Origin of the sequence: Rhizobium ruizarguesonis, assembly GCF_017357285.1 — a bacterium.
In the GTDB taxonomy this organism is placed as follows: Bacteria; Pseudomonadota; Alphaproteobacteria; order Rhizobiales; family Rhizobiaceae; genus Rhizobium; species Rhizobium ruizarguesonis.
In genome coordinates this window covers 1,556,764-1,581,661 of the sequence record NZ_CP071678.1, presented here as the reverse complement: position 1 = coordinate 1,581,661, position 24,898 = coordinate 1,556,764, and the positions used below count along the sequence as shown (strand labels likewise).

General features: G+C 61.7%; 28 protein-coding genes. 8 read left to right on the top strand and 20 right to left on the bottom strand.

Annotated elements, in window-relative coordinates; translation table 11 throughout:
- Nucleotides 1-94 precede the first annotated feature (94 nt).
- Nucleotides 95-1,069: an oxidoreductase gene (locus J3P73_RS07845; protein ID WP_130771270.1), complete on the bottom strand. Its 975-nt coding sequence runs from the start codon at nucleotides 1,067-1,069 to the stop codon at nucleotides 95-97.
- Nucleotides 1,070-1,125: 56 nt separating this feature from the next.
- Here J3P73_RS07845 and J3P73_RS07840 point away from each other — a divergent pair, with 56 nt between their 5' ends.
- On the top strand, nucleotides 1,126-2,163 hold the full coding sequence (locus J3P73_RS07840) for an AraC family transcriptional regulator (RefSeq protein ID WP_207579855.1): 1,038 nt from the start codon (nucleotides 1,126-1,128) through the stop codon (nucleotides 2,161-2,163).
- Nucleotides 2,164-2,266: 103 nt separating this feature from the next.
- Here J3P73_RS07840 and J3P73_RS07835 read toward each other — a convergent pair whose 3' ends face one another.
- Complete coding sequence (locus tag J3P73_RS07835) at nucleotides 2,267-3,187, bottom strand: peptidoglycan-binding domain-containing protein (protein WP_164593711.1); 921 nt, start codon at nucleotides 3,185-3,187, stop codon at nucleotides 2,267-2,269.
- Nucleotides 3,159-4,739, bottom strand: coding sequence for a sensor histidine kinase (locus J3P73_RS07830; RefSeq protein WP_245002721.1), 1,581 nt, complete (start codon nucleotides 4,737-4,739; stop codon nucleotides 3,159-3,161). The genes J3P73_RS07835 and J3P73_RS07830 overlap by 29 nt, the downstream gene beginning before the upstream one ends.
- Nucleotides 4,740-5,152: 413 nt before the next feature.
- On the opposite strand from J3P73_RS07830, the gene J3P73_RS07825 reads away from it, so the two are divergent.
- The 3 genes from J3P73_RS07825 to J3P73_RS07815 all read left to right on the top strand — a co-directional run bounded on the left by J3P73_RS07825 (nucleotide 5,153) and on the right by J3P73_RS07815 (nucleotide 6,446).
- A complete protein-coding gene (locus tag J3P73_RS07825) occupies nucleotides 5,153-5,647 on the top strand; it encodes a DUF5330 domain-containing protein (RefSeq protein ID WP_130771266.1) in 495 nt (164 codons plus the stop codon).
- Between the two features lie 82 nt (nucleotides 5,648-5,729).
- Nucleotides 5,730-5,945: a hypothetical protein gene (locus J3P73_RS07820; RefSeq protein WP_130655021.1), complete on the top strand. Its 216-nt coding sequence runs from the start codon at nucleotides 5,730-5,732 to the stop codon at nucleotides 5,943-5,945.
- Between the two features lie 78 nt (nucleotides 5,946-6,023).
- Nucleotides 6,024-6,446, top strand: a complete 423-nt coding sequence (locus tag J3P73_RS07815; RefSeq protein WP_075224831.1) for a SufE family protein — start codon at nucleotides 6,024-6,026, stop codon at nucleotides 6,444-6,446.
- 404 nt (nucleotides 6,447-6,850) lie between these two features.
- Here the strand turns inward: J3P73_RS07815 and J3P73_RS07810 are convergent, their stop codons facing one another.
- From J3P73_RS07810 to J3P73_RS07765, 10 genes are all read right to left on the bottom strand, one after another.
- Nucleotides 6,851-7,282 carry a Ros/MucR family transcriptional regulator gene (locus J3P73_RS07810; protein ID WP_003557810.1) on the bottom strand — a complete coding sequence of 144 codons (432 nt, stop codon included), beginning with the start codon at nucleotides 7,280-7,282 and terminating at the stop codon, nucleotides 6,851-6,853.
- A 440-nt stretch (nucleotides 7,283-7,722) separates the two neighbouring features.
- Nucleotides 7,723-8,055: a monovalent cation/H(+) antiporter subunit G gene (mnhG, locus tag J3P73_RS07805; RefSeq protein ID WP_018484375.1), complete on the bottom strand. Its 333-nt coding sequence runs from the start codon at nucleotides 8,053-8,055 to the stop codon at nucleotides 7,723-7,725.
- A complete protein-coding gene (locus J3P73_RS07800) occupies nucleotides 8,052-8,402 on the bottom strand; it encodes a cation:proton antiporter (RefSeq protein ID WP_018497342.1) in 351 nt (116 codons plus the stop codon). Before J3P73_RS07800 ends, mnhG begins: the two co-directional genes overlap by 4 nt.
- Nucleotides 8,399-8,875, bottom strand: coding sequence for a Na+/H+ antiporter subunit E (locus J3P73_RS07795; RefSeq protein WP_018070916.1), 477 nt, complete (start codon nucleotides 8,873-8,875; stop codon nucleotides 8,399-8,401). Before J3P73_RS07795 ends, J3P73_RS07800 begins: the two co-directional genes overlap by 4 nt.
- Nucleotides 8,872-10,425, bottom strand: a complete 1,554-nt coding sequence (locus J3P73_RS07790) for a Na+/H+ antiporter subunit D (RefSeq protein ID WP_130771265.1) — start codon at nucleotides 10,423-10,425, stop codon at nucleotides 8,872-8,874. Before J3P73_RS07790 ends, J3P73_RS07795 begins: the two co-directional genes overlap by 4 nt.
- Nucleotides 10,426-10,500: 75 nt before the next feature.
- Complete coding sequence (locus tag J3P73_RS07785) at nucleotides 10,501-11,430, bottom strand: IS110 family RNA-guided transposase (protein ID WP_207579854.1); 930 nt, start codon at nucleotides 11,428-11,430, stop codon at nucleotides 10,501-10,503.
- Nucleotides 11,431-11,822: 392 nt separating this feature from the next.
- The gene (locus tag J3P73_RS07780; RefSeq protein ID WP_032989519.1) at nucleotides 11,823-12,200 is read right to left on the bottom strand and encodes a Na+/H+ antiporter subunit C; all 378 of its coding nucleotides are present in this window, start codon (nucleotides 12,198-12,200) and stop codon (nucleotides 11,823-11,825) included.
- Nucleotides 12,200-12,619, bottom strand: a complete 420-nt coding sequence (locus J3P73_RS07775) for a Na(+)/H(+) antiporter subunit B (protein WP_024322824.1) — start codon at nucleotides 12,617-12,619, stop codon at nucleotides 12,200-12,202. The genes J3P73_RS07780 and J3P73_RS07775 overlap by 1 nt, the downstream gene beginning before the upstream one ends.
- Before the next feature lie 5 nt (nucleotides 12,620-12,624).
- On the bottom strand, nucleotides 12,625-14,982 hold the full coding sequence (locus J3P73_RS07770; RefSeq protein WP_207579853.1) for a putative monovalent cation/H+ antiporter subunit A: 2,358 nt from the start codon (nucleotides 14,980-14,982) through the stop codon (nucleotides 12,625-12,627).
- A gap of 188 nt (nucleotides 14,983-15,170) precedes the next feature.
- On the bottom strand, nucleotides 15,171-15,386 hold the full coding sequence (locus J3P73_RS07765; RefSeq protein WP_017963533.1) for a hypothetical protein: 216 nt from the start codon (nucleotides 15,384-15,386) through the stop codon (nucleotides 15,171-15,173).
- Nucleotides 15,387-15,573: 187 nt separating this feature from the next.
- On the opposite strand from J3P73_RS07765, the gene msrB reads away from it, so the two are divergent.
- Nucleotides 15,574-15,987 (top strand): peptide-methionine (R)-S-oxide reductase MsrB, encoded by a 414-nt coding sequence (msrB, locus tag J3P73_RS07760; RefSeq protein WP_017959622.1) that lies wholly within the window; start codon nucleotides 15,574-15,576, stop codon nucleotides 15,985-15,987.
- A gap of 277 nt (nucleotides 15,988-16,264) precedes the next feature.
- On the opposite strand, the gene J3P73_RS07755 is transcribed toward msrB, so the two are convergent.
- From J3P73_RS07755 to J3P73_RS07740, 4 genes are all read right to left on the bottom strand, one after another.
- Complete coding sequence (locus J3P73_RS07755) at nucleotides 16,265-16,966, bottom strand: pentapeptide repeat-containing protein (RefSeq protein ID WP_018497347.1); 702 nt, start codon at nucleotides 16,964-16,966, stop codon at nucleotides 16,265-16,267.
- Nucleotides 16,967-17,196: 230 nt separating this feature from the next.
- Nucleotides 17,197-17,748, bottom strand: coding sequence for a GNAT family N-acetyltransferase (locus J3P73_RS07750; RefSeq protein WP_012756644.1), 552 nt, complete (start codon nucleotides 17,746-17,748; stop codon nucleotides 17,197-17,199).
- 66 nt (nucleotides 17,749-17,814) lie between these two features.
- On the bottom strand, nucleotides 17,815-18,483 hold the full coding sequence (gene trhA / locus J3P73_RS07745) for a PAQR family membrane homeostasis protein TrhA (RefSeq protein ID WP_064245549.1): 669 nt from the start codon (nucleotides 18,481-18,483) through the stop codon (nucleotides 17,815-17,817).
- A 115-nt stretch (nucleotides 18,484-18,598) separates the two neighbouring features.
- Nucleotides 18,599-19,018 carry a universal stress protein gene (locus tag J3P73_RS07740; RefSeq protein WP_130661252.1) on the bottom strand — a complete coding sequence of 140 codons (420 nt, stop codon included), beginning with the start codon at nucleotides 19,016-19,018 and terminating at the stop codon, nucleotides 18,599-18,601.
- Between the two features lie 296 nt (nucleotides 19,019-19,314).
- Here J3P73_RS07740 and J3P73_RS07735 point away from each other — a divergent pair, with 296 nt between their 5' ends.
- The 3 genes from J3P73_RS07735 (at nucleotide 19,315) to J3P73_RS07725 (ending at nucleotide 22,861) form a co-directional block, all read left to right on the top strand.
- Nucleotides 19,315-20,175, top strand: coding sequence for a VOC family protein (locus J3P73_RS07735; RefSeq protein ID WP_130672266.1), 861 nt, complete (start codon nucleotides 19,315-19,317; stop codon nucleotides 20,173-20,175).
- Nucleotides 20,176-20,377: 202 nt separating this feature from the next.
- On the top strand, nucleotides 20,378-21,544 hold the full coding sequence (locus J3P73_RS07730) for an AI-2E family transporter (RefSeq protein ID WP_018070905.1): 1,167 nt from the start codon (nucleotides 20,378-20,380) through the stop codon (nucleotides 21,542-21,544).
- Nucleotides 21,545-21,562: 18 nt separating this feature from the next.
- Complete coding sequence (locus J3P73_RS07725) at nucleotides 21,563-22,861, top strand: NAD(P)/FAD-dependent oxidoreductase (protein WP_207579852.1); 1,299 nt, start codon at nucleotides 21,563-21,565, stop codon at nucleotides 22,859-22,861.
- Between the two features lie 12 nt (nucleotides 22,862-22,873).
- Here the strand turns inward: J3P73_RS07725 and J3P73_RS07720 are convergent, their stop codons facing one another.
- The 3 genes from J3P73_RS07720 to J3P73_RS07710 all read right to left on the bottom strand — a co-directional run bounded on the left by J3P73_RS07720 (nucleotide 22,874) and on the right by J3P73_RS07710 (nucleotide 24,800).
- Nucleotides 22,874-23,431: a PH domain-containing protein gene (locus J3P73_RS07720; protein ID WP_207579851.1), complete on the bottom strand. Its 558-nt coding sequence runs from the start codon at nucleotides 23,429-23,431 to the stop codon at nucleotides 22,874-22,876.
- An 85-nt stretch (nucleotides 23,432-23,516) separates the two neighbouring features.
- Nucleotides 23,517-24,308, bottom strand: a complete 792-nt coding sequence (locus tag J3P73_RS07715; RefSeq protein ID WP_075224826.1) for a polysaccharide deacetylase family protein — start codon at nucleotides 24,306-24,308, stop codon at nucleotides 23,517-23,519.
- Between the two features lie 102 nt (nucleotides 24,309-24,410).
- Nucleotides 24,411-24,800: a DUF930 domain-containing protein gene (locus J3P73_RS07710; RefSeq protein WP_018070902.1), complete on the bottom strand. Its 390-nt coding sequence runs from the start codon at nucleotides 24,798-24,800 to the stop codon at nucleotides 24,411-24,413.
- Nucleotides 24,801-24,898: the final 98 nt, after the last annotated feature.

Below are 24,898 nucleotides of genomic sequence, written 5' to 3'. Positions count from 1 at the left end.
CATGGTTAACAAGTTGCAAACAGCCGCAGCACCTTAGACTTAGGTTGTAGGGAAATCGAACTCCGTGACTGTGGGCCGGCCGTGTGGCGCCCCATCAGCTGGCGATGAAGCCCGTCAGCCGCTCGCTCAGCTGCCAGAGGCGCTCGGCGAGTTCCGGATCGGTTGCCCAAGGACGGACGCCGAGCATCTCGGTCGAATCGCCGGGAACGGCGGTGGCGATATCGCAGTTCTCGCAATAGACGCCGCCGAGACCGTCGAGCTTCTCGCTGACGGCGCACCAGACGGTGGTCGAAGCCCCCTGCTCTATCGTCTTCTTGTTGTTTTCCGGATCGATGACCGGCTTGCCGTCCTCGTCGACATAGCCGCTCGCCTTGAGGAAGTCGCTTGACTGATGGCGGACCAGATTGGTGGTGACGATACCGCCGGGATGCAGCGAGAAGGCCCTGATACCGTGCTTTGCACCCAAAGCATCCAGTGACACCGCAAAGAGAGCATTTGCCGTCTTCGACTGGCCGTAGGCGAGATAGGGCGCGTATTCGCGGTTCTCGAAATTCGGATCGTCGAAATCGACGCCGGCGAAGACGTGGCCGCGCGAGGAGACGGCGACGACACGCGCACCCTCGGCCTTCACCAGCGCCGGCCAAAGGCGGGCAGTGAGCTGGAAATGGCCGAGATGATTGGTGGAGAACTGCGATTCGTAACCGCGGGCATCACGCGTCAGCGGATTTGCCATGACGGCAGCATTGTTGATGAGAAGATGCAGGGGCTCGCCGCTTTCGAGGAAGCGGTCGGCGAAGTCGTCGATCGAGCCGGGGTCCATCAGGTCGAGCTTTTCCAGCGCAAGGCCGGGAATGCTTTCCACGGCCGCCTTGGCTTTTTCGAGATTGCGGGCGGGGACGACGACCCTGGCGCCGGCTTCGGCGAGCACACGAGCCGTCTCGAGACCAAGACCGGAATAACCGCCGGTGACGATCGCGACCTTGCCTGAGAGATCGTGCCCGACAATGACCTCCTCGGCGGTCGAGGCCGCACCGAAACCGGATCTGATGGGAGCCTGTGGAGTGGACATGACATGCCTCCGTTGTGCGTGATGGCCTTATGTACGCCCGGGAAATGGGATTCTGAATGCTTGCAAATCCCGATTTCCTGCTTCATCGTTCAAAAATGACCAGCGATCCGCTCTCCGAAATGCTCAATCTGCTTGATGCGCGCTGCCTAGTGTCCGGTGGGCTGATCGCCGGCGGCGCCTGGGCGCTGCGTTTCCCCCGGCCAAACCGGATCAAGATCAGCGCGGTCGCCAAAGGGCGCTGCTGGCTTTGCCTCGACAATGGCAGTGAGCCCATTCTGCTCGAGGCAGGCGACGTTGCGCTTCTGAACGGCCGGCACTCCTTCATCCTGGCGAGCGACCTTGCCGTTGCGCCCACTGACGCGGTCGGCGCCTTCAAGGAGAAGGTTGACGGCATGGCGCGCCAGGGCGTTGGCGAGGATTTCCATTATCTCGGCGGCCACATCGCGCTCGGGCCGCAGGGCATGGAGCTGCTGTCCGACGTGTTGCCGCCGCTCATCCATGTGCGCGCGGCCCTTGCCGAAGCCGGGGTGCTGCGCTGGCTGCTCGACCAACTGGTGCGGGAGATGGCGGCAAAGCGGCCCGGCGCCCTGCTCGCCTCGACCCAGCTTGCGCAGTTGATGTTCGTCCTGGTGCTGAGGGCGCACATCATGAGCTCGGCGCCACTGACGGTCGGCTGGCTCCGAGCCTTCGGCGACGATCGCATTGCACCGGCGCTGCGGCTGATGCATGGCGATCCCAGCCGCTCCTGGCAGCTTGGCGAATTGGCAACGGCGGCCGGCATGTCGCGCACGAGCTTTGCGCTGCGGTTCAAGACAGTGGCGGGGGTTGCGCCGCTCACCTATCTCACCGGCTGGCGCATGCGCCTTGCCGAACGCGAGCTGCGGGAGGGCAGCATGCCGGTTTCGGCGCTGGCGCTTTCGCTCGGCTATACATCCGAAAGCGCCTTCAGCAACGCCTTCAAGCGGATGACAGGTATCGCGCCGAAGCGCTATCGCGTGGCGATGTCCCGCGAGGCCGGGCCGATCGAAGAGGCGGTGGATGTCGAGGGCCAGGCGATGACGCCGCATTACCGGCTGTTGAAGGCGGCATCTTAATGGTTAGAGCATTTCCGTTTTTCTCCAGGTCGCGGAAATGCTCTATCTTTTTGATTGCGCAATTCCGGACGCAAAACCGCTGCGCACTTTTGCTGGAATTGCTCTATATCGCCCCGATTTCCTTGAGTTTCTTCAGCACCGCCTGGTTCGGCTCACCGTCTTCGGGCAGGTTGTAGTGCTTCTGAAAATGGCGGATGGCCGCGCGGGTCTGCTCGCCGGCAACGCCGTCGACGCCGACATTGGCATAGGCCATGTTGGAAAGACCCTTCTGGATCTTCAACACCAGGTCGACATTGGTGATTTCGCTTGAGGGAACCTGCTTTGCGGCTGACGGAGCCGTTTTGACTGTCTTTTCAGCGCTACGGATCGCCGCCGCCACCGGGTCTTCCGCCGCTGCCTTCGAGCTTACATCCTCGGGCGGCTTTTCGGCGGGCACGGTCGAAGGCCCCGCGGCATCGGTCTTTAGCGCTGCCAGTACCTCCGGCGTCGGATCGCCGGTCTGGCTCATGCCGACGGTCTCTTCGAAGAACAGGATGGCCGCACTGGTGCGCGGGCCGATGATGCCGTCGGGAATGCCGTTATAGAGGCCGCGGCGCACCAGCTGCTGCTGGATATCCATGACCAGCTGGCTCGGCTGTTGGCCAGGTGCGGCAGGCGCCGGCGTCGCATTGGTGGTGGCGGCGTCCTGCGGCCGTTCGATCCGGAATGTGGTGACCTCGCCCTGTTGCTCCTCGGCCGGGCGGCGGGCACCGAGCACGGTTGGAGACTGCGGATCACGGGTGCGGAAAATCGGATGCGGATGCAGGCCCGGCTGATACCAGAGCGCATTGGCGGCGACGAAGGAGAAGATGACGACGAAGGTGATCGTGCCGCCGGCGACCGACGGATTGCGGCCAATGACGCCGCCAAGCACGGATGCGCCCTGCAGGCCGAGCCCGCCAAGGGCGGCCGCACCTGACATCAGAAGGCCCGGCTGCTGCCGTCCCCTTTTTCCCTTAGGCGATTTTCGCTTGCGCGCGGCCATCGAAACGCCCCTCTTCCAATTCTGCGCCTGTATTGACCGCGCCCTTCAGCCGCGGCGGAAACTCGACAGTCGCGCCATGACCGGCGTCTTCGGCGTGCTGGGCACCCGAGCCGTCCACCGCGATCTCGATGGTGATGATGGTGCCTTCGCCGGGTTGGCTGGCAATGGCGAAATGCCCGCCATGCAGCGCCACCAGCCCCTTGACCAAGGAGAGGCCGAGGCCGGAGCCTTCGAACCGGCGGGTATAGTCGTTCTGGATCTGGACGAAGGGCTGGCCGAGCAATGCCAGCTTGTCGGCCGGGATGCCGATGCCGGTATCGCTGACCGTCAGCTTGAGGATGCCGTCGCGCGCTGCCGCATCGACCGAGACGACGCCGCCGGCCTCGGTGAATTTTATGGCATTGCCGACGAGATTGATGAGGATCTGCTGGATAGCGCGCTGATCGGCGACGATCTCGCCGAGATCGCGCTGGATACGGCTCGTCAGCGTGAGGCCCTTGGTCTTGGCCTGCAATGCCAGCATCGATTCGCAGGATTTGACGGAGCTTGATATATCGAAGGCTTCGAGGATCAGCTCGTAGCGGCCCGCTTCAATCTTGCTCATGTCGAGCATGGTGTTGACGACGGAGAGCAGATGCGCGCCGGATTCGCGGACCAGGCCGACATATTCGCGCTGGCGGTCGTTTTCGAACTTGCCGAAATATTCACCGATCAGGATATCGGAAAAACCGAGAATGGCGTTCAGTGGCGTGCGCAGCTCATGGCTGACGGCGGCGAGGAAGCGCGACTTGGCGTCGTTTGCGGATTCGGCATCGGCCGCGCGGTTCTGGGCTTCGTCACGCAACTGCTGCTCGACGGAGACATCACGCAGCTGGGCAATGATGGCGGCAAGTTCGCCATCGGCATCGCGCCGGGCAGTCATGTCCATTCTGAGATAGGCGAACTGGCGTTGATCGCGCGAGACCGAGGGCCGGTCGAGGCGCAGATCGACGCTCTGAGCATCCTCGCCCCGGCGCAGGTCATCAAGCGCCTGCAGGAAAAGGATGCGGTCGGAGACATGCACCTGCTCGAGGAAGCCCCTGCCCTTGGGATCGCGCATCCAGGCAAGGAAATCGCGCCGGTCGCGGCCGCCGACCGTCGCCACACTGCCGTGCGGGTCTAGGAAGAAGACGAGGCCGGGGGTGGCTGCAAGGAAGAAATCCTCGGCCGACTGCGTGGCGATACCGGCAGACGAACCCTGACGGGCGAGCGCGATGCTGCCGACAGCGGAAAAGAGAAAGGCGGCGCAGACCATGGCGACACCCGCCGGCAGCGCGACGGCCGGACTGGTGACTGCCGAAAGGCCGATAGGAGCGGCAACGAGAGCGGCCGACGAGAGCAGCACGAGGCGGCGCAGGATCGCGAGTTCGCGTTGGCGTGCGGCTTCGCCGCCGCCCGTCCGGGAGAGCCAGCTTGTCGCTGCCCGGTCTACGAGGGCCGTCATCCAGCCGCCAATGTTACTCAATACACGCACGCAATACCCGCCCGAAAGGCTGTCGATCGATCCGGACAATAGGCCTTGGCGACTTAAAGAAAGGATAAGGCAAAAGCGCTGTTCACAGGCTGAAACGGCCGAAATTCCCGTTTTGAAGCATCTGGAAGGCTCTTTGCCTTTTGTGGTTAATAGCAGGTAAGCGACGGATTTTCCTCATATTTCAGCATTGCGTTAACTCTTGTGGCAAGGCGAGCTAGCAAAAGCCCTGCAATTGCAAGCAGGTGCTGCCCTGATGCTTAACGGCGATCGCTCGCATTCGACTAAAATGCGGCTCAAATACCGTTCGCTAAAATTTGAACTAAATTTGCCGCAAATGCGCGTGAGTTTCGAAAAGCGGCATTCGCAACTTGGCGGTAGGGTGAAAACACACCGGACAACCGGCCTGATTCGGCGACAAGAACCGGACGGGGAAAACAGGATGGGCGACGACAATGTGGTTTCTGATCAAAGGATCCTTCTGGTTTGGCCTCGTGCTCGTGCTTCTTTCCGTCTTCAGCACGGAGAGTTCCGACAAGTTGGCCAACGGCCCGCAATTGCAGCTTTCCGACGCGTTCACGGCGGCAAGTGGCGCCTATGACTATCTCACCGGCATGTGCTCGGAAAAGCCCGAGGTTTGTGCCAAGGGCGCCGAAACCTTCACCGCGCTCGGCTACCGGGCCCGCGAGGGCGCCCGCGTCGCCTACGAACTTCTCGACAGCCAGTTCAAGGACGAAGCGCCGGCGACCGCAAAGCTTGTCGAACCGCAGATGCCGGTGGCGCTCAACATGCCTTCGCTGGCAGCACCTGCTATCCAGGAAAAGATGCGCGAGGCAAAGGCTGCACTCAACCAGCCGATGCCTTACCGCCCGCCCGTCGAGGATAATGCCTCTCCTGAGACGGTGGTAACCGGCGCGATCCCGCTGCCGACGCCGAAGCCGGCGACCTGACAAATTTTTCGCGGGCATTCGTCCGCAATACCTTTCGGTTTTATAGCTTGCATCGGCGGTCCGCATGACGCGGAGATACCCCATGCCTGACGTGCCTGCCCTGTTTAATTCAGCATGTTGCTGCGCCGTGAGGATGCCCATCCCTCACGGCGTTTCTTTTGCGGTTCAGCTTTTGATGGAAGCGCAGAACCGCTCCAATCTTTTGTGTACGCAATTCCCGGCAAAATCGCTGCGCGCTTTGCCTGGAATTGCTTTAGCGGTTCAAATCTGCCGGTCTTTCACCTATATGCAGTTCTAGAGCATTTCCTCACGCATTCCGGACGCAAAACCGCTGCGCACTTTTGCTGGAACGGCTCTAACAGTGAAAGGCTTCTCCATGGCATCCCTCGACCAGATCATCGACGACTTCGCTTTCCTGGACGATTGGGAAGACCGCTACCGCTATGTCATCGAACTCGGCAAGGCGCTGCCCGACCTGGCCGAGGCGAAGCGCACCTCCGAGAACAAGGTGATGGGTTGCGCCAGCCAGGTCTGGCTGGTGACGCATACGACAGGCGATCCCGACAACCCGGTCATGAGCTTCGAGGGTGATTCCGACGCCCATATCGTGCGCGGCCTCGTCGCCATCGTGCTTGCCACCTATTCCGGCAAGACCGCATCCGAGATCGCCGGGCTCGATGCCTTCGAGATATTCTCGAAGATCGGCCTGGTGGAGAACCTGTCATCGCAGCGCTCGAACGGACTGCGCTCGATGGTGAACAGGATCCGCGAAGAGGCAAGAGTGCGCGCCGCGGCTTGACCGCGATGATGGCTGATCGGCCTTCGGAGCCACAGCCGATCGATTCGGACAGCGCGCCTGCCTTCGCACATCGAATACATTAACACTTGCTGATAGTATAGGAATACATTCTAAGCCTGTCGGCAAAGCATAAGACAGGGTCGCTCAGACTATCTTAGCGCCCGTCCGAATCATCTGGGAAGGGTTGGATTACCAGCGCGATTCAGCTTTTGATAGAAGCGCAGAACCGCTCCAACCTTTCGTTTTACCCAACTCCCGGCAAAACCGCTTCGCGCTTTGCCTGGGAAAACCATTTCGCACTTCCTGGAATGGCTCTATCGAGATTATTTTCCTCGCCTTGAAAAGGCACACAAAAAAGCCGGGCACAAGACCCGGCTTTTTGTCGTCGATGCTTTCGAAAAAGCTCAGCCGCGGCCGCGCTTGCGGCGCTGCCCGAGGCCCATTTCCTTTGCCAGGCGCGAACGCGCTTCGGCATAAGCGGGCGCTACCATCGGGTAATCGGTCGGCAGGTCCCACTTCTCGCGGTATTCTTCCGGCGAGAGACTGTGATGCGTCATCAGGTGACGCTTGAGGGACTTGAAGTTGCCGCCGCATTCCAAACACGTGATCTGCTCGTCCTGTACGGACTTGCGGACAGAAACTGCAGGCTTCTGCTTTTCGACGATCGCCGCAGCAGGCTGCGGTACGGACGTGTTGCTCAGTGCCGAATGCACGTCGGAAATCAGATTGGCCAGGTCGCTGACCGGTACAACATGGTTGCTGACATAGGCCGCGACGATGTCGGCTGTCAGTTCCACAAGCAGCTCCGGCGCATTGCCGGTCGCTATATCCGTCATATTTTTTCTCCTGTTAGCATGCACAAACGGTCTTTGACTGACATGCCAAAGACCCGCCTCGTAGAAGCGAACAGCAAAAGCACCGGAAGCGACCTTCTGTTTCGAAAAACGTGAAATCCACCCCTAGATTCCGAAGAGCGAGACCTGTCCTTATACTGCCTGATTGGAAACCGCTACGTCATGCTCCAGGCTATGGCCTCAGTTTAGACATTAAAAATCAAAACTGAGGGACTTGGAAGCAGTACGATTGCAATTCACAATCAGAACTCTACTTGCATTTTCAAATACCATCGTTTGACCAAAAGGCCAATTATTATTTGTCGTTTTTCTTGAGAAAAAATGACAGATGAAGAATTGAGGGGCATTCCGCCAAGCTTTACTCACAGCTTCCTGTGCATAAGTTTTGCATAAATCTGGTAAAGTCGCTGAACAGAATAGGCTCAGCGATCCCTGATATCGTCACGGACCGAGAGTTCACCGAGATCATATCCTGAACGGTGGGCAGCTCTGGCAAGCAGATGGGCAGAGACCGGCGCCGTCAGCAGGAAAAAGATAAAGCCGGCGATGGCGCGGGCGAGAATCGCCAGATCTTGCGAATAGAGGCCGGCGGCGAGGAGCAGTAGGCCGGAGCCGACAGTCCCCGCCTTCGAGGCCGAGTGCATGCGCGTGTAGAGATCGGGCAGCCTGACCAGGCCGATCGCCGCTGCAAGAGCAAAGAGCGCACCGACGATCAGCAGCAGGGCGGTGATGGCAGCCACGATATAATCGATCATCGCTTCTTGCCCCCTGCCCGCTTTTGCGTGTTGCCATTTGCCGCAGATGCAGACGGCTTCGATTTGATGTTGCCGCGCGACAGCACAAAGCGGGCGAAGGCGACGGTCGCCAGGAAACCGACAAGGCCGAGCGAGATGGCGATATCGATATAGAGCGAAAACCTGGTCTTGACCGCGATGACCGCTATGAAACCGATGGCGATGCCGGTCAGCATGTCGAGGGCGAGGATCCGATCCGGCAATGTCGGGCCGGCAACGACGCGCCAGACGGCGAGGATCAGCGCCAGGCCGAGGATGACGAGTGCGGTCGAGGATGCGACCGCGATGATGGCGGCAGGTGTGATCACCGGAAAGCCTCCATGATCTTGCGTTCGAAACCGTTGGCGATATCACGTTTGGTTGCCTCAGGATCGGAACAATCGAGCGCATGGACATAGAGCGTGCGGCGATCTGTGGAGACGTCGACCGAAAGCGTGCCAGGTGTCAGCGTGATGAGGTTTGCGAGCAAAGTGATCTCGAAATCGCTCGTCACCGTCAGCGGGAAGGCAAAGATGCCGGGCTTCAGCTTCATATCGGGCGAGAGGACGGTGACCGTGACCTTCCAGGCCGACAGCGACAATTCCTTGAGAAACAGAGCGGCGAGCGAGAGCACCGGGCGGAAGCGGGGGATAATATATTCCTTGCCGCCGAAAGATTCGCGGATGATGACCAGCGCCAAGGCCCCAAGCAGCAAGCCGAGGACTAGATTGTGCAGCGAGGCGCTGCCGGTGACGGTGACCCAGGCAATGGCAAGCAGCAGGTTGAAGAGGAAGAAGATCACGGCGCACCTCCTACCGGGAAGACCGAGTGAAGATAGGCCTGGGGATCGGCAAGGCCGGCAGCTGCCGATTGCGACAGCGCCAGCAGCTGTTCCGGCAGGATGCCGAAGCCGACGACCAGCGCTGTCAGCGCGGCGAGCGGCAGACCGGTGCGCCACCTCGGTCCGGACGGCGTCAGTGCTATGGCCGCCGGGCGCCAATAGGCGAGCAGGAAGAGGCGGCCGAAGGCGATCGTCGTCAGAAAACCGCCAACCAGGATCGAGGCTGCCAGCCACCAGGCGCCGAGATCGAGCGAGGCCTTGACGAGAATGACCTTCGGCCAGAAGCCGGAAAAGGGCGGCAGGCCACAGGCGGCAAGGAAGAGCACGAGGGAGAGCGCGGTGAAGCCGCCGCTTTGCCTGTACAGCCCGCCGAGGGCCGACAGTGAAAAGCCGCCGCCGCGACGGGCGATCTCGCCGGCGGCAAGATAAAGCGCCGTCATCAGCACCATGGAATGGAGCGCATAGAAGACCGCACCGCTGATGCCGCCTAGCCCGCCAAGCGCGACGCCCGCAAGCATATTGCCGATGCCTGATATGACGACATAGCCGAACAGCCTGCGAATATCGTTTTCGGCAAGCGCGCCGAGAGCGCCGACGAGAATGGTCGCTGCGGCGGCGAGCGCGATCACCAGGCTCAACTCCTGGCGTTCCACCGGTAGCAGCATGACCATCACCCGGATCAGCGCGTAGATGCCGACCTTGGTCAGCAGGCCGGCAAACAGTGCCGACACGGTGATGCGCGGCGTATGGTAGGCGGCCGGCAGCCAGAAATTGACCGGAAAGGCCGCCGCCTTCATGCCGAAGGCGAGCAGGAAGAGGCTTGCCAGCGTCATCAGCGGCGCCGTGCCGCGCAAATCCGCAGCTTTTGCTGCGATATCGGCCATGTTGAGGGTGCCGAAGGCGGCGTAGAGGATGCCGACGCCAATCAGGAACAACGTCGTGGCGATGAGATTGAGCACCGCATATTTCAGCGCGCCGTCGATCTGCTCACGTTCGGAACCAAGGATGATCAGCCCGAAAGAGGAGATCAGCAGCACCTCGAACCAGACATAGAGATTGAAGACATCGCCGGTGAGAAAGGCGCCGGTGACGCCGGCCATCAGCAGCATCAGCAGCGGGAAGAAACCATATCGCCGGCCGCTCTCACCAATATCGGCCAACGCATAGATGCCGCCGGCGAGCGCGGCAAGGGCTGCGGTGAAGGCCATCAGCGCACCGAAGAGATCGACGGTGAAGGCAATGCCGAAGGGTGGCAGCCAGCGGCCCATGACCATGGTGAGCGGCCCTTCGGCGGCGACCTTGGCGAGCAGTGCCGCATCGATCAGCGCCAGCGCGGCAAGGCCAGGGATGGCAAGCCAGGCCTGCAGGCGGGGATAGCCGCGCAGCATCAGCAGGACGGCACCCAGCGTGATGCAATGGGCGACCGGCAGGATGGCGAGCCAATGGCCGATCGGCACCGGGGTGGTGATCAGGGCGGCGGAGAGATCGACGGTAGAGGTGGGGGCGGCCATGCGATCAGGTTTCTTTTCCGGTCGGCGAGGCTTGCTCCCTCTTCTCCCCAGCGGGGAGAGCGACTGTCTTGTTTGTCAAGCGTTTTGCCATGGTCGTCCGTCCCTTATGATGGCGTTGAGGATGGTGAGCAGCTTGCGCATGGTTGCGACGGTGGCGACGATCTTGGGCTTGCCGGCCGCGACCAGCCTGTCGCGGAAGGCCTTGAGGTCAGGGTTGTATCGGCTGGCGACGAGGGCGGCCATGAATAGGACGGCGCGTACCTTGCCGCGGCCGCTGCCGATGAAGCTCTTGCCTTTCCATTTTCCCGACTGCCGCGTCCATGGGGCAAGACCAGCCAGCGAGGCGATCTGGCGCCGGTCGAGGCTGCCGAGCTCGGGCAGTTCGGCCAGCAGCGTGCGCGCTGTTGTCGCTCCGACACCCGGCACCGAGGTCAACAGCGCCTCGCGCACCCGCCAGACCGGCGACTTGCGGATATGGCTGTCGAGATCGGCATCGAGGCTTTCGAGCTCGCGCCGCAAGGCTTTCAGCAGGCGCTTGATGCTTTCCTGCGCCTGCTTTGCCAGCGCCATGCGCAACCGGTTCTCCTCGGCCACGACCATCTGCACGATCTGGCGCCGGCGAGCCACAAGCTCGGAAAGCGCCTGTGTCTCGGCATCGCGCAACGGCCGGATCTCGGGCTTCGTCGCCAAAACGAAGGCGGCGATGACGGCGGCATCGATCGGATCGGTCTTGGCCCTGCGGCCGATCGCATGGGCATAGGCGCGCACTTGCGCCGGATTGACGACGAGCACCGTCAATCCGGCTGCGGACAATCCGGCAACCGCCAGCATCTCGAAGCCGCCGGTCGCTTCCAGCGCAATCGCATCAACACCAATGCCTTTGAGCCGCTCGGCCAGTTCATCGATGCCGGCATGGTCGTTGCCGACGGCAAAGACCTCTTCTTGCGGCAGGATCGCAACATCCAGGCGCTCTTTCGAAACGTCGATCCCAACAACAATCTCCATCTGATCCCATCCTTGCCTAATCGGGCTTTGCTTTCGCAAGCGGCCCTGGCGACTGTTCGGGTTCAATGGAACGGCGGACGGAGACCCAGGCTCTCCCACGGGCTTGGTGTCCCAAAGGTGCATCGGTCTTCCATCCGCCACCGCAACAGGCATTACAGCGCCAGGAGCGGATAAAGGGAAGTTACAAAGGTGCCCGTCGGGGCGGATGAGGGGGGTGAGGAGCATTGGCGACGAACGCCCGAAGCGTAAGCGAAGGGCCATGTTTTCGCCACAACGAAGGATGACGTGTGCCGTGCTGCCCCCCTCATCCGACCCTTCGGGCCACCTTCTCCCCGCTGGGGAGAAGAGGGAGATTGCCGGCAGCGCTTCAGCCCAAATTCGCATAGCCATTCTCAATACCCCAATGGCGGCAGCGGCCGGTCGTCGGGCTCGGCGGCACGCATATCGCTGGTGTTGTCGGTGCCGAGGTCCTGATAGGCGCGGTAGGTCAGCACCAGCAGGAAGGCAAGGAAGGAGAAGGAGATGACGATCGCCGTCAGGATGAGGGCCTGCGGCAACGGGTTGGCGGTGCCTGCGGGCAAACTGTCGAGACCCAGCGGGATGATCGGCGGCACCTCGCGCGTCAGCCGACCGCCGGTAAAGAGCAGCAGGTTGACGGCATTGCCGAGGATGGCGATGCCGAGCATGATCCGGATCGAGAATTTCGACAGCATCAGATAGATGGCGGCGGCAAAGAACAGGCCGACGAGGATCGCGAGAAGCGGCTCCATCATTCCACCTCCTTTTCCTCGAGCGCCAGTGCGATCGAGATGATGGCGCCGAGCACGACGAGATAGACGCCGACATCGAAGAGCATGACGCTCGACAGCGGCACCTCGGCGCCGAAAAGCGTCGGATAGATCCAGAGGCCGGTCATGAAGGGAACGTCAAACAGGATGGAGAGAAGACCGGCCGCTGTCGACAGGAGCAGACCGAAGCCGGCAATCGACAGCGGATGGAAGTACAGTGCGCGGCGAACGGCGCCAACGCCGCGGGCAATGCCGTAAATCGCCAGTCCCGAGGCAGCGATCAGCCCGCCGATGAAGCCGCCGCCCGGCTCGTTATGGCCGCGCAGCAGCACGAAGACGGAAAAAAGCAGCATCAGCGCGGTGAGAAACGGGGCGACGGTGCGGAAGATGAGGGTGTTCACGGCACTCAGCCCTCCGCCGCGGGATCATTGGCGGCAAGCTTGCGCTCGCTGCCGGCGCGGATGCGGATCAGCGCCAGGATGGCAAGGCCGGTGACCGCGACAACGGCGATTTCGCCGAGCGTGTCGGTGCCGCGGAAATCGACGATGATGACGTTGACGACGTTGGCGCCGTGAGCGATCGATTTGGAATAGGCGTTGAAGAAGGCCGTCAGCGCATCGTTGAACGGCGCCTCGGTCGCCCGCATCAGCACAAGCGTGAAGCCGAGGCCGCAGACAAGCGCCAGCGCTCCGTCGAAGAGCTTGCGGCCGAGCGGCCGCCGATCGGCGGGAGATAGGCGAAGCCTGGTCATGACCAGCGCGAGGATGACCACCGAGAGCGTTTCGACCATGAACTGGGTAAACGACAGATCCGGCGCGCCGAACAGCAGGAAGATGATGGCAACGGCGAAACCCTGGATGCCGAGCGAGACGATCGCCGTCAGCCGGTCGCGGGCAACCAGCACGGCGGCAAGGCCGAAGGCGGCGATCAGGAAGACCGCCCATTCATAGAGCCTGACATCGGCCGGCCAGGCCGGAAGGCGCGGCAGTTCGCCATAGACGACTGGGGGGATGATGAGGATGGCGGCAACGCAAAGGAAGCTGCAGGTGACATAGATCTCCAGCCGCCCCGGTTGGAGCACACGCATGAGGCGGCCGGCGAAGCGGACAAGGCCCGATATAGCGACATCAAAGCCATGGTCCGGCCCACGGCCTGCCGCGCGCAAGAAGACGGCCATCAGGACACGGGCGCGCGCGAGCTGCCAGTAAACGCCGATACCGAGCAGCACGGTCAGGGCAGAAAGCGCCAAGGGCAGGCCGATATGCGGCGTCAGCGAAATATCGATGTCGACGGGTGTCTGGCGGATGGCGGATGCGATCGGCGAGGACAGGACGGTATGGGTGAAGGTCGAAAAGATCGCCGCGAGCAGGCCGAGGACGGCGAGAACAGCCGGTCCGAGCCAAAGCAGGACAGGTGCTTCGTGCGGAGGTTTCGGCGTCTCCACCGGCCGGCCGAGGAAGGGTTTCAGCGCCACGGCGAAGGCGACGGCGAACATCAGCGCATTGCCGAAGACGGTTATCGCGGTAAACGTGATCGCGCGGACATCGGCACCGACGAGTGCCGTGTAGATCTCCTCCTTGGCGAGGAAGCCGAAGAAGGGCGGCAGGCCGGCCATCGAGAAGGCCGCCGCAAGCGCGATCATCCAGGTGAGCGGCATCGCCCGCATCAGGCCACTGAGCCTGGTGATATCGCGCGTGCCGGTCTCGTGATCGATGATGCCGGCGACCATGAAGAGCGCGCCCTTGAAGAGGGAATGCGCCACCAGATAAAGCGCCGCCGCCTCGACCGCATGGTCCGAGCCGAAGCCGATCAGCATGACGAGCAAGCCGAGCGAGGAGACGGTGGTATAGGCAAGCTTGAGCTTCAGGTCGGTCTGGCGGATGGCGAGTGCGGTGCCGACCACCAGCGTCAGCCCGCCGAAGAAGGGCAGAAGGATTTCCCAGGCAGGGGTTGCCCCCATGACGGGATTGAGCCGCATCAGCAGATAGACGCCTGCTTTCACCATCGTCGCCGAATGCAGATAGGCCGAAACCGGCGTCGGCGCCTCCATGGCGTTCGGCAGCCAGAAATGAAAGGGAAATTGCGCCGACTTGGTGAAGGCGCCGCCCAGGACCAGAAGGAGGGCCGCGAGATAGAACGGGCTTTCGCGCACGACATCGCCCGTTCCGATGAGCCGCGACATCTCAGTGACGGCTGAGATGTCCCAGAGGAGCAGCAGGCCGGCCAACAGGCAAAGCCCTCCCCCGCCGGTCACAACAAGCGCCTGCAGGGCAGCGCGGCGAGCCGCCGCACGTTCGTGATCGAAGCCGATCAGCAGGAAGGACGTGATCGACGTCAGTTCCCAGAAGACGAAGAGCATCAGGAAACTGTCGGAAACGACGACGCCGAGCATCGCGCCCATGAAGAGGAAGATGAAGGAGAAGAAGCGGCCCTGATCCTTGTGTCCCTTGAGATAGCCGCCGGCATAAAGCACGATCAGGGTGCCGATACCGGTGATCAGCAGCGCGAAGGCCAGCGACAGGCCATCGAGGAACCAGGAGAAGGAGAGATGAAAACTCGGCACCCAGGAATACCCGCCGGTGACGACCTCGCCGCGCGCGATCTTGGGAATGAAACGCAGAAAATGCAGGAAGGCGAGCAAGGGAGCGATCGCCAGGAGCCAGGCACCGTTTGCGCCGAAGATGCGAATGACGAGGGGAGCGGCAAGAGCGCCGACGAGCGGCAGACACAGGGCCAGAAATGTCAGAGCCGTGACATCGGCCATGTCTCCTCCTCTACTGCATGAATCAAAATATTACAGTCCCTTGCACGTCCGACAAGACGCGCGGCGCTGTAAAGGCAACAGACGAAAAGCCAGCGAAAACCGGCCTGTCTTCTGGCTTAGGCGAAACGGGGGAGCGTCTCAAGCGATTTCGGCCGCAAGCCGCACTGCATGGCGATGTTCGAAGCCGATCAGGCCATCGGTCGGGAAAGGCGCGTCAGCAGGCGGGTGATGCAACCGTGCAGGATGAAGACCAGAAGCGTCAGCGGCCAGAGCAGGCAGGCGAAGAGCCCGGCGAGACGATGGAGCGTCAAGCCGTCATGGTTGGCCCAGCCTTCCAACAGCGTGACCGCCATGGCGGCCACGGCCACCAGGCCGTAGAGCAGGACGATTGCTGCCTCAAACACCAGTGATTCTCCAATGCACGTAACATTAACCCTAACAGGAAACCCCTAACGGATGTAAAAGCAAGCGTCTTACTCCAATTGCGGTATGTCGCCAATCTCATGGCGCGGCGCTGGAGACTTGATGAAGTGAACGCGGCGCACCACATTTTGCGCAAACGGAAACGCCCCTCGGCGAAAGGAGCACCTCATGTCCGAAACTGCGACCACCGCCAAGATCCACAAGACCGATGCCGAATGGAAAGAGCAGCTCACCCCCGAGCAATACCGCATCACGCGCCAGCACGGCACCGAACGCGCTTTTACCGGCCCCTACTGGGACTCCTTCGAGACGGGGCTTTACCGCTGCGTCGGCTGTAATGCCCCGCTTTTCCGCTCCGACACGAAATTCGATGCCGGCTGCGGCTGGCCGAGCTATTTCGAAGCAGTGTCGCCCGAAGCGGTGATCGAGCATCGCGACACGACCCACGGCATGGTGCGCACCGAAATCCGTTGCGGCAGCTGCGACGCCCATCTCGGCCACGTCTTTCCGGACGGCCCACCGCCGACCGGCCTGCGCTACTGCATCAACGGTCACTCCATGGTGTTCGAGCCCGGGAAGTAATCGCCCGGCCGAGCAAGCGGCAAGCGGTTCATTCGGATGCGACGAGCCCCTCATCCGGCTGCCGCCACCTTCCCCCCGCTCGCGGGGCGAAGGGGGATAGCCGCAACCTCTCCGCTCCTCGCTCACCTCTGGCAGGGCACGTCCCCTCGCCCCGTTTACAGGGTCCGAAGGACGGGTCGAGACGAGTGGCTCCACCCCTGTAGGGTTAGGGTGAGAGGCAATCATCAACACTGAAAGACGCCTGCGTAGCTCGACCATACGGCCGGCGAGCCCCCGATCATTCGTGCTCAGCGGGACAGGGCCAGGTTGTCGGTGCGGAGAGGCCGGCCGGCAGCTTGGTCGAGGCATCGCCGCAGGCAAGATCGATCTGCGCCTGTTCGAGCCCGGTTGCGGCCGAGAGGTCAAGGCCTTCGATGTGGGTCAGGAACATGAAGGCGCGATCGAACATCGGCGTGGTTTCGAAGGTCGCGCCGGAGAGATCGGCACGGGAGAGATTGGCGAACGAGAATTTCGCCCCCGTCAGCACCGCCTTGTCGAAATCGGCGCGGCCGAGCTCGGCCTTTTCGAAGCTCGCGCCGGCGAGCCGGGCGCCGGCGAAATTGGCGCGCTGCAGCTCGGCGCCGGCAAAGGAAGCGCCATCGGCGGCGATATTGGCGAAGCTGGAGCGATAGGCCTCGATCTTGGCGAAGTTGGCGCCTTCAGCGTGCGCGCCCTCCAATGAGGCACGCACCAGCGTCGCTTTCTCCAGATTGGCGGATTTGACATTGGCCCCGGCAAGGTCGGTCAGCGAGAAATCGGTGCCGACGAGGTTGGCGCCTTCGAGATCACTGCCCTGCAACATCAGGTTCTTCTTGGTGCAATCCTGCCAGTCGAGCTGCGGCGAGGCCATGCTGCCGCAATCGGCGGCCCGGGTGACAACCGGCGGAAATGCCAGAAGGACGAGGGCAAGGAGACCGAGCGACGATCTTTGCATTGCCATTGAATTAATCACCCCCATAACGCTTACAATACGCTTCAGGCCGCTTTCCGCGAAGCAGGCCGCTTCCACATTCTTACACAGCTCAGACTACAATAAAAAGATGGCGCGCGCCGTTCACAATGGCTTTGCCTGATGGGTCTGGGGCTTTGCCTGATGCGTCTGGGGCTTTGCCTGATGCGTCTGGGGCTTTGCCGGGCAGGCAGGTCAATCCGCCTTGCCGGGCAGGTGGATCAATCCACCTTGCCGGGCAGGCGAAGTTCCATGCAGGTCAGGTCCAGCCAGCGGCCGAATTTGGTGCCGACCTCGGAAAATCTGCCGGCGATGCGGAAACCGAGCTTTTCGTGCAGCCTGATCGAGGCGGTGTTCTCGGCCTCGATGCCGGCAATCATCACATGGATATTGCCGGCCGCAGCACGCACGATCAGCTCCCGCATCAGCCGCTCGCCGATGCCGCCACCGCGGCAATCCTTGTCGACATAGACGGAATGTTCGACCGTGTGGCGGTAGCCGTCGAAGGCGCGCCAATCACCATAGGAGGCGTAACCCGCGACCTTGCCCGACATTTCGGCGACGATGACGGGAAAGCCGCGCGCCTTGCGCGCCTTGAACCATTCCAGCCGATTTTCGAGATCGACCAGCGTGTCGTTCCAGATCGCCGTCGTGTGCTCGACGGCGTGATTGTAGATATCGCGGATGGCAGAAAGATCGGCTTCGGTGGCGTCGCGGAGTAGGACAGCGTCTGTCATGATGCTCGGGTTCATATTGTTTGCGAAGGCGGGCATACGCCCCGCCTCGAGAGATGTAAACGGCGGACGCAAAACAGGAACGGCTTCGGGCACATCAGTCGTTCAGAGGCCTGGTGGCGACAGGCTGAAACAGGTGAAGACGGCCGAATAATGCACGGCCGCCGCGGTGACGACGAAGCCGTGCCAGATGGCGTTCTGGAAGCGCAGCTTCTCCCAGACATGGAAGATGACGCCGAGTGAATAGATGACACCGCCGATGACGATCAGCAGCATCGAGGCGGCGGGAATGCGCGAGGCGACGGGCTCGGCCACCAGAACGCCGCTCCAGCCCATGGCGAGATAAAGCAGGATGGCAAGACGGTCGAAACGCCCGGGAAAGACGCATTTCAGGATAATGCCGACGGCGGCGAACAGCCAGATCGCGACCAGCATGAACAAGAGCAGCGGATCGTCGGCGCCACGTTCGAGGAACGGCGTGTAGGTGGCGGCGATCAGCAGGAAGATCGCCGAATGATCGAAGCGGCGCAGATACCATTTCGTGCGCGAGACCGGCCAGGCGTTGTAGGAAAAGGAAATGGCAAGCGTCAGCACCAGCCCGACGCCGTAGATCCAGGCGGCGGCGAGCGCGCCGTAGGAACTCCAGACCGTGGCGTAGAAGATCAGCACGGTGGCGCCGATCAGCGCCAGCACGAGACCGACGCCATGGACGATACCGTCGGCGATCAATTCGTATCTGTCATAAGCCCAGCGAATGCCGTTGAACTCGGCCATGCACGCCAATCCGTTTGATACCCCGATTGCAATCGTCTCATCGAACGGACGGGCGCGCAACTGCGGCAAAGCGCACGGGCGGTAAATCTTCGTGACAGGCTGCACTTGCGCAAGATCAAACCTTCTGCCGGTCGACCAGCACCGAGCATTTGGCATGGCGCACGACCCGGTCGGCAGTGGCGCCGATAAAGTAGTTGGAAAAGTCGGGAACGTGCGAGGCGACGATAATCAGGTCGGCGCCACGGCTTTCGGCAGTCGAGATGATGGCTTTGGCGGGCGGACCGTTGGCAATTTCGACGGTTGCCGTGACGCCGGCTGCGGCGATCAGCGCTTCCAGCTTCTCGCGGCCGTCCTTCATGGCGTCCTCGACCATATTGGCCGGCAGTTCGATCGCGACATAGCTCGGCACATCTTCGATGACGTTGAGCGCGATGATCTCACCGCCGTCATCGAGCAAGGACGCGGCCTTGCGGAGGATCTTTTCTCCCTTGTCGATGCCGCCGAGCGCGATCGCTACGATGATCTTCCTGTACATGGCTTCCCTCCATGACTGAGATGTATAAGTTTCCTCTAAAGAAGATATGGGCGCATTGATCGCGATCAAGTGGACACAAGTCATCGTCAACATCTGTTCAACGCTTCATCCTCAAAAACGGATCTTCTGTGAACAATCGGAATGGGCCATATAGGGATCAAGTACGGCAGCCGAGGGGAGATTAGAGGCGAATGAACCGGCGAAACTTCCTCGGGCTTGCCACAGGCGGCATGTTTGCCGCCACCGCCGGTACGCCTTCCATCTTACAGGCCAATTCAGAGGCAGGAGAACAATCCATGACGACCGAAACTTCCTATGCGCTGACGCGGCCCGCCTATATCGACCAGTCGCATCTCGTCGTCACCGACCTCGGTCTCGTTTCCGGCTTCTATCAATCGATGCTCGGCCTGAAGGTGATCGAGAAGACGGCGAGCGGCGAAGTGCTGGGTGTCGGCGATCTGCCGCTGCTGACGCTGACGACCACAAAGAATGCGACCATCGCGCCGCGCAACGCCGCCGGCCTTTTCCATACCGCCTTCCTGATGCCGAACCGGACCGAGCTCGCGCGCTGGCTGCGCCATGCGGCACAGAACAATGTCGTTCTCGACGGCGCCTCGGACCATCTCGTCAGCGAAGCGATCTATTTGTCCGATCCCGAAGGCAACGGCATCGAGATTTATGCCGACCGGCCGCACGAACAATGGAAATTCCACCAGGACGGCATGGTGGAAATGGCGACGCTGCGCCTCGACCTGCAGGCGCTCTACAACAGCGCGCCTGATGAGCGCTGGGACGGCATGGCTGTGGGGACGGCGATCGGCCACCTGCATCTGCAGGTCGGCGACATCCCGCAGGCCGACGCCTTTTACCACGACGTCCTTGGCCTCAAGCTGATGGCGCGCTATCCCGGCGCGAGCTTCTTTGCGACCGGCGGCTACCATCACCATCTCGCCGCCAATATCTGGAACAGCCGCGGCGCCACGGCACGCGCCGGCAACATGACCGGGCTTTCGGACTACAAGGTCCGTTTCAACGACAAGGCGACGCTGGATGCGGCGGTCTCCAAACTCGACGCGCTGGAGATCAACAGCGAGAAGCGCGACGGCGGCGTGTTCCTGAGGGATCCCTGGGGCATCGGCCTGACGCTTTCGGCGTAACTCCTGCAACAACGGATCAGCCCTATCGGTTGAAGGAATAACGGCGGAAATCGGCCTGCTTCGGTTGCACGCCGGACGGCAAAGGGCGCCAAATGCTGTGCACCTTCACGTGCACCGCGCCACATTGTCACACCCTTGAGGAACCGGAACCCTATCGGCGCGTTTCCGTGAGGAAGCAATGGGGCTTCGGGGACCTCACCGCATGGGCATCGCCAATGGCATCCGCAAACAAGCAAAGAAGATCGCCATCGGCGAACGCCACACCAGCGCCTGGGCGCAGTCGCTGAAGGAGGCGGCCGAAGAGTTGCCGCCGCCACCGCTGCACCGGCTGGAAAAGGATGGGCTCGACGTCAGCATGGCCTGGGCGATCATCGGCATCTTCGGCATTCTTTTCCTTGCCGCCGTCTATCTGATGTCGCTGATCCTCATCCCGATCACGCTTGCGGTCGTCGTCGGCATGATCCTCGGCATGGCGGCAGAAAAGCTCAGCAGGATGGGGGTGCCGCGGCTTGCCAACGCCTTCATCCTGTCAACCAGCGTGGCGCTGGTGATCTTCCTGTTGATCAACTCGCTCGCCGACCCGCTGATGACGCTTGCCAATGAGGGTCCGGCCTTCGCCGAGCGGACCATAAACCGCGTCATGCCTTATCTGGAGCGCATCAGATGGCTGCATATCACGCCGGCGACATTCGAAAGCGGGTCGATGTCGATCGGTGCGCTGCTCGAAAACACTGGCAACGTGCTGCACGTGGTGACAAGTAGCCTGACGCCGGCTCTGGTGCAGGGGATGATCTTCTTTGCGGCGCTGCTGTTCTTCCTCGCTGGTCGGGTCAACCTGCGCAAGACGATCATCATGACCTTCCGCACCCGCACGCAGCGCCTGGCGGCGATCCGTGTCATCAATGCCGTCGAGCAGGTGCTCGGCTTCTATTTCGCCACGGCCTCGCTGATCTATGTCGGGCTCGGCGTGGTCATGACTGTCATTGCCTATGCCGGCGGGCTGTCTGCCCCGGTGCTCTGGGGCTTCTTTGCCTTCCTGTCGAGCTTCATCCCCTATCTCGGCATCACGCTGATGACGTTTGCCGTCGCGGTCGCCGGCATCCTGACCCATGACGGCCTCCTTATCGGCCTGATGCCGGCCGCAGCCTTCTTCACCGTGCATCTGCTCATGGAGAACCTGATCTTCCCCGCAGTGATGGGACGGCGGCTGGAAATCAATCCCTTCGTCGTCTTCCTCGCCATCCTGTTCTGGACGTGGATGTGGGGCGCCGTCGGCGCCATGCTGGCGCTACCGCTCTCGCTGATCGTCATGACTGTCATTGACGAACTGCTGATCGAGGAAAAGCCGCAGCCGCAGTTGCCGAAATGATCAACCGGGGGGACGTCAGTGGCATCTGATCTCGATCTTGCCGAATCCGATCACGACCAGATGGTGAGCGGCCGTTCTCTCTGGGGGAAGAGCGGCATACGGCCGGAATGGCGGCCGACCGAGGAGAGCTTTTCCACCGACGTCGCCGTGATCGGCGGCGGCATCACCGGCGCATTGGTTGCCGAACATTTGACGGCGCGCGGTTTTTCCGTAGCGGTCATCGACCGGGAGGAGCCCGGTTTCGGCAGCACCGCGGCGAGCACGGCGATGCTGCAATGGGAAATCGACAGTACGCTCACCGAGCTTGAGGATTATTACGGCTTCGAGCGCGCGGCCGGCATCTACCGCCGCAGTGGTGCCGCGGTCGCCGGCCTTTCCAAACTGATCGCAGCAAACGGGATCGCCTGCGGCTTCCGGCCGCGCAACACGCTCTATCTCGCCGCCAATCGCGAAGGCGCGCGCGACCTCTTGGAGGAGCGCCAGCTTCGTCGCCGGGCGGGCCTGCCCGGCGTCTATCTCGAACATCCCGATCTCTTCACACAATTCGAGCTCGACCGCGATGGTGCGATCTATTCGCCGGGTTCGGCGGAGTGCGATCCGCTGCTTCTGACCTGGGCCTTGATCGAGATGGCGTTGCGGCGCGGTGCGCGGCTGGTGAGCGCTTCCGTGGCTGCGCTTCACAGCGAAGGTGGCCGCGTCTTGGCGGAAACGGATGGAGGGCACGTCATCGAGGCGCGGCATGCGGTGCTTGCGACCGGCTATTCGATGCCGGGCCTCGACATGCCGAAGCTGCACCGGTCGAGTTCGAGCTGGGCGCTCGCCACCGTGGCGCAGGATCCGGCGAATTTCTGGCGCGACAGAGCGCTGATCTGGGAGGACAGCCACCCCTATCTCTACATGCGTACGACGCCGGACAATCGCATCGTCGCCGGCGGCGAGGATGACGAGACGAGCGACGCGCAAACGCGCGACCGCAAGCTGCCGGCCAAGATCATCGCAATCCAGGAGAAGATGAAGCGGCTGTGGCCGAAGGCGGATACACGCGTCGCCCATGCCTGGTGCGGCACCTTCGGCGAGACGACCGACGGCCTGCCGCTGATCGGTCCGGTGCCGGAGATACCGCATGTGTTCGCAGCCTATGGCTACGGCGGCAACGGCATCACCTTTTCCTATCTCGCCGCACAGATGATCGGCGCCATGCTCGTAGGCATGCAACGGGATTGGTTCGAGGATTTTGCGGTCGACAGGGATGGGCCGGGTTTGGCGCGCTTTCATTCGGGAATGCATAGAAGCGAGACGGAAAGCCAAAGGCGCTGAAATTTCAGTCGTCTAGCTGGCTTGCTTTCTTGCACTCATTCGCAATTCTTCAACATGTTTAGCCACTTCGCGAACGTTTGGGATACCGATAAAGGCGAATTTTTTGACGCTATCCCCGTCTCCCTCCCGGCGAAAAGTCAGGGTTCCCGAGCGGTCCCATTTTTCCCGTACCTCCACAACGTTGATGGCCGTTGGTGCTATCGTCGTTGCTCGGCGCCTGATCAGATTTCGAACGATGAGAAGCCTGCGATCGGTGGCAGCGTAAGCGGTTCGGCCCGTAGCGATCATCTCGAAAACCGCGCCCGCTATGGCCGCGACACCGGCCAGTAAAAAGACTCCGGGGAATATGATGCCCATTATTCCATCCGCCTTTTCGACGATGGCAAGCGCATTGTCAGCCGGTAGAAAGCCAGCGCAACCGGAGATCACACAAATTAGGCCGATAATTAATTCAGGACACTTGGAAACGAAAGTTCCCCAGGCACCTGGTTGCCCTGTCCAGACAACAATTTCGGAGGGATGAAGCTCATTTTGAATTTCGCCTTCGACATTCCAAATCGCACGAGGCATGCGCTCCCCTACGTCCCCTCAACCGAAAAAACAAAAACAGCATTATTCGTTTTCCAGGGGTGAGCAAGCGAAGAGATCCGAAACCCTACTCGGTCGTCTTGTCGTCGCCGGTGTCCTCGACATCCTCGAGGCGGACGAACTCCGTGCCCTTGGCCTTGAGATCGACCAGCGCCTTGGCCACGCCCTCGCCGGCCGCATGGGTCGGCTGGTTGACGTGGGAGATGACGACGTCGCCGTCCTTGGCCGAGGCGATGCGTTTTTCGGTGATGACAGCCCCGAGCAGCGAGCCGCCGTCGCCGTTCACCGAATAACCGGCAATGCGATAGCCCATGGCGCGGATCTCGCCGATGGCGGAAAGATCGTATTTGGCAGTCGAGCCCCTGAACCAGTGCGGCGCCGGAATGCCGGCCGCGACCATGGCGGCAGCGCCGCCTTCGACTTCCTGCCGCACCGCCTGCCGCGAGCCGGCCGACGCGATGCCATAGATCAGCGTTGGCGTGTCGACGGCCGGAATATGGTTCTGGCCGTGGTTTTCGAGTTCGAAGAGATCGGGATTTTGCAGAAACACGCCAAGTGCTTCGGGATTGCGCTTCAGCCAGCGGCCAGTGACGAAGATCGTTGCCGGGATGCGTTCACGCACCAGCGTCGAAAGGATGCGCTCGTCCGCCTGCCCCATGCAGGCATCGAAGGTCAGCGCAATGCGGGCATGGCCTGCGATATTGGAACGGGCGATGTGCAGATGCGGCTCGACGAGCTTTGGCGCCGGCGCCTTCGGGGCCGGACTAACCGCCGTCGGCACGGCTGACGGAATTCCGTCCGCGAATGCAGCGGAGATACTGACGAGAAGGAACGCCGAAGCGAGCAGGATGCGGTTCATACGACGGATTTCTATGATTCGAGCTGCCGATTTTAGCGACAGCTCTCCCCCGGCGCCATGCGGCCGGTTGTCACCGCAGCGGCTTGGACGGACAGGGCAGCATCAATCATAGAGATAATACTTGTCCCACTTCTCGCGCGGCACCTTCTCGCCGATCTCGTAGTTGAGTTCGCGCACGTTGATATGCTGCGGACCGGTGATGCAATTGTAGGAGAGATGGTACCAGTCGCCCTTGCTGCGGAAGACAGCACCCGGCGCGTCCAGCGAATTGTCGCCGGGGATCGGGTCCTTGAAGGTGTAGGCGATCACCTTGTCGGGCTTGAAGCCAGTGCTGTCCTTGTTGATGCGGCTCATCGCCTCGGTGTCGCAGCTCTGTTCCAGGCGGGTCGAGGGATCGAGTTTTTCCAGCTGCTTCTTGATGGCGGGATCGACGGCAAAGGCGGGGGCTGCAAGGCTTGCGAGGGATACAAACAGGATCAGACGTTTCGGCATTGCGGAGAGAATCCCTTACTGTTCTGCAATTTCTACCCTACCGCCGACAGCTTGCCGGGAGCTTGGCACGTGCAAATTCACTGAGATAGCGGACTTTC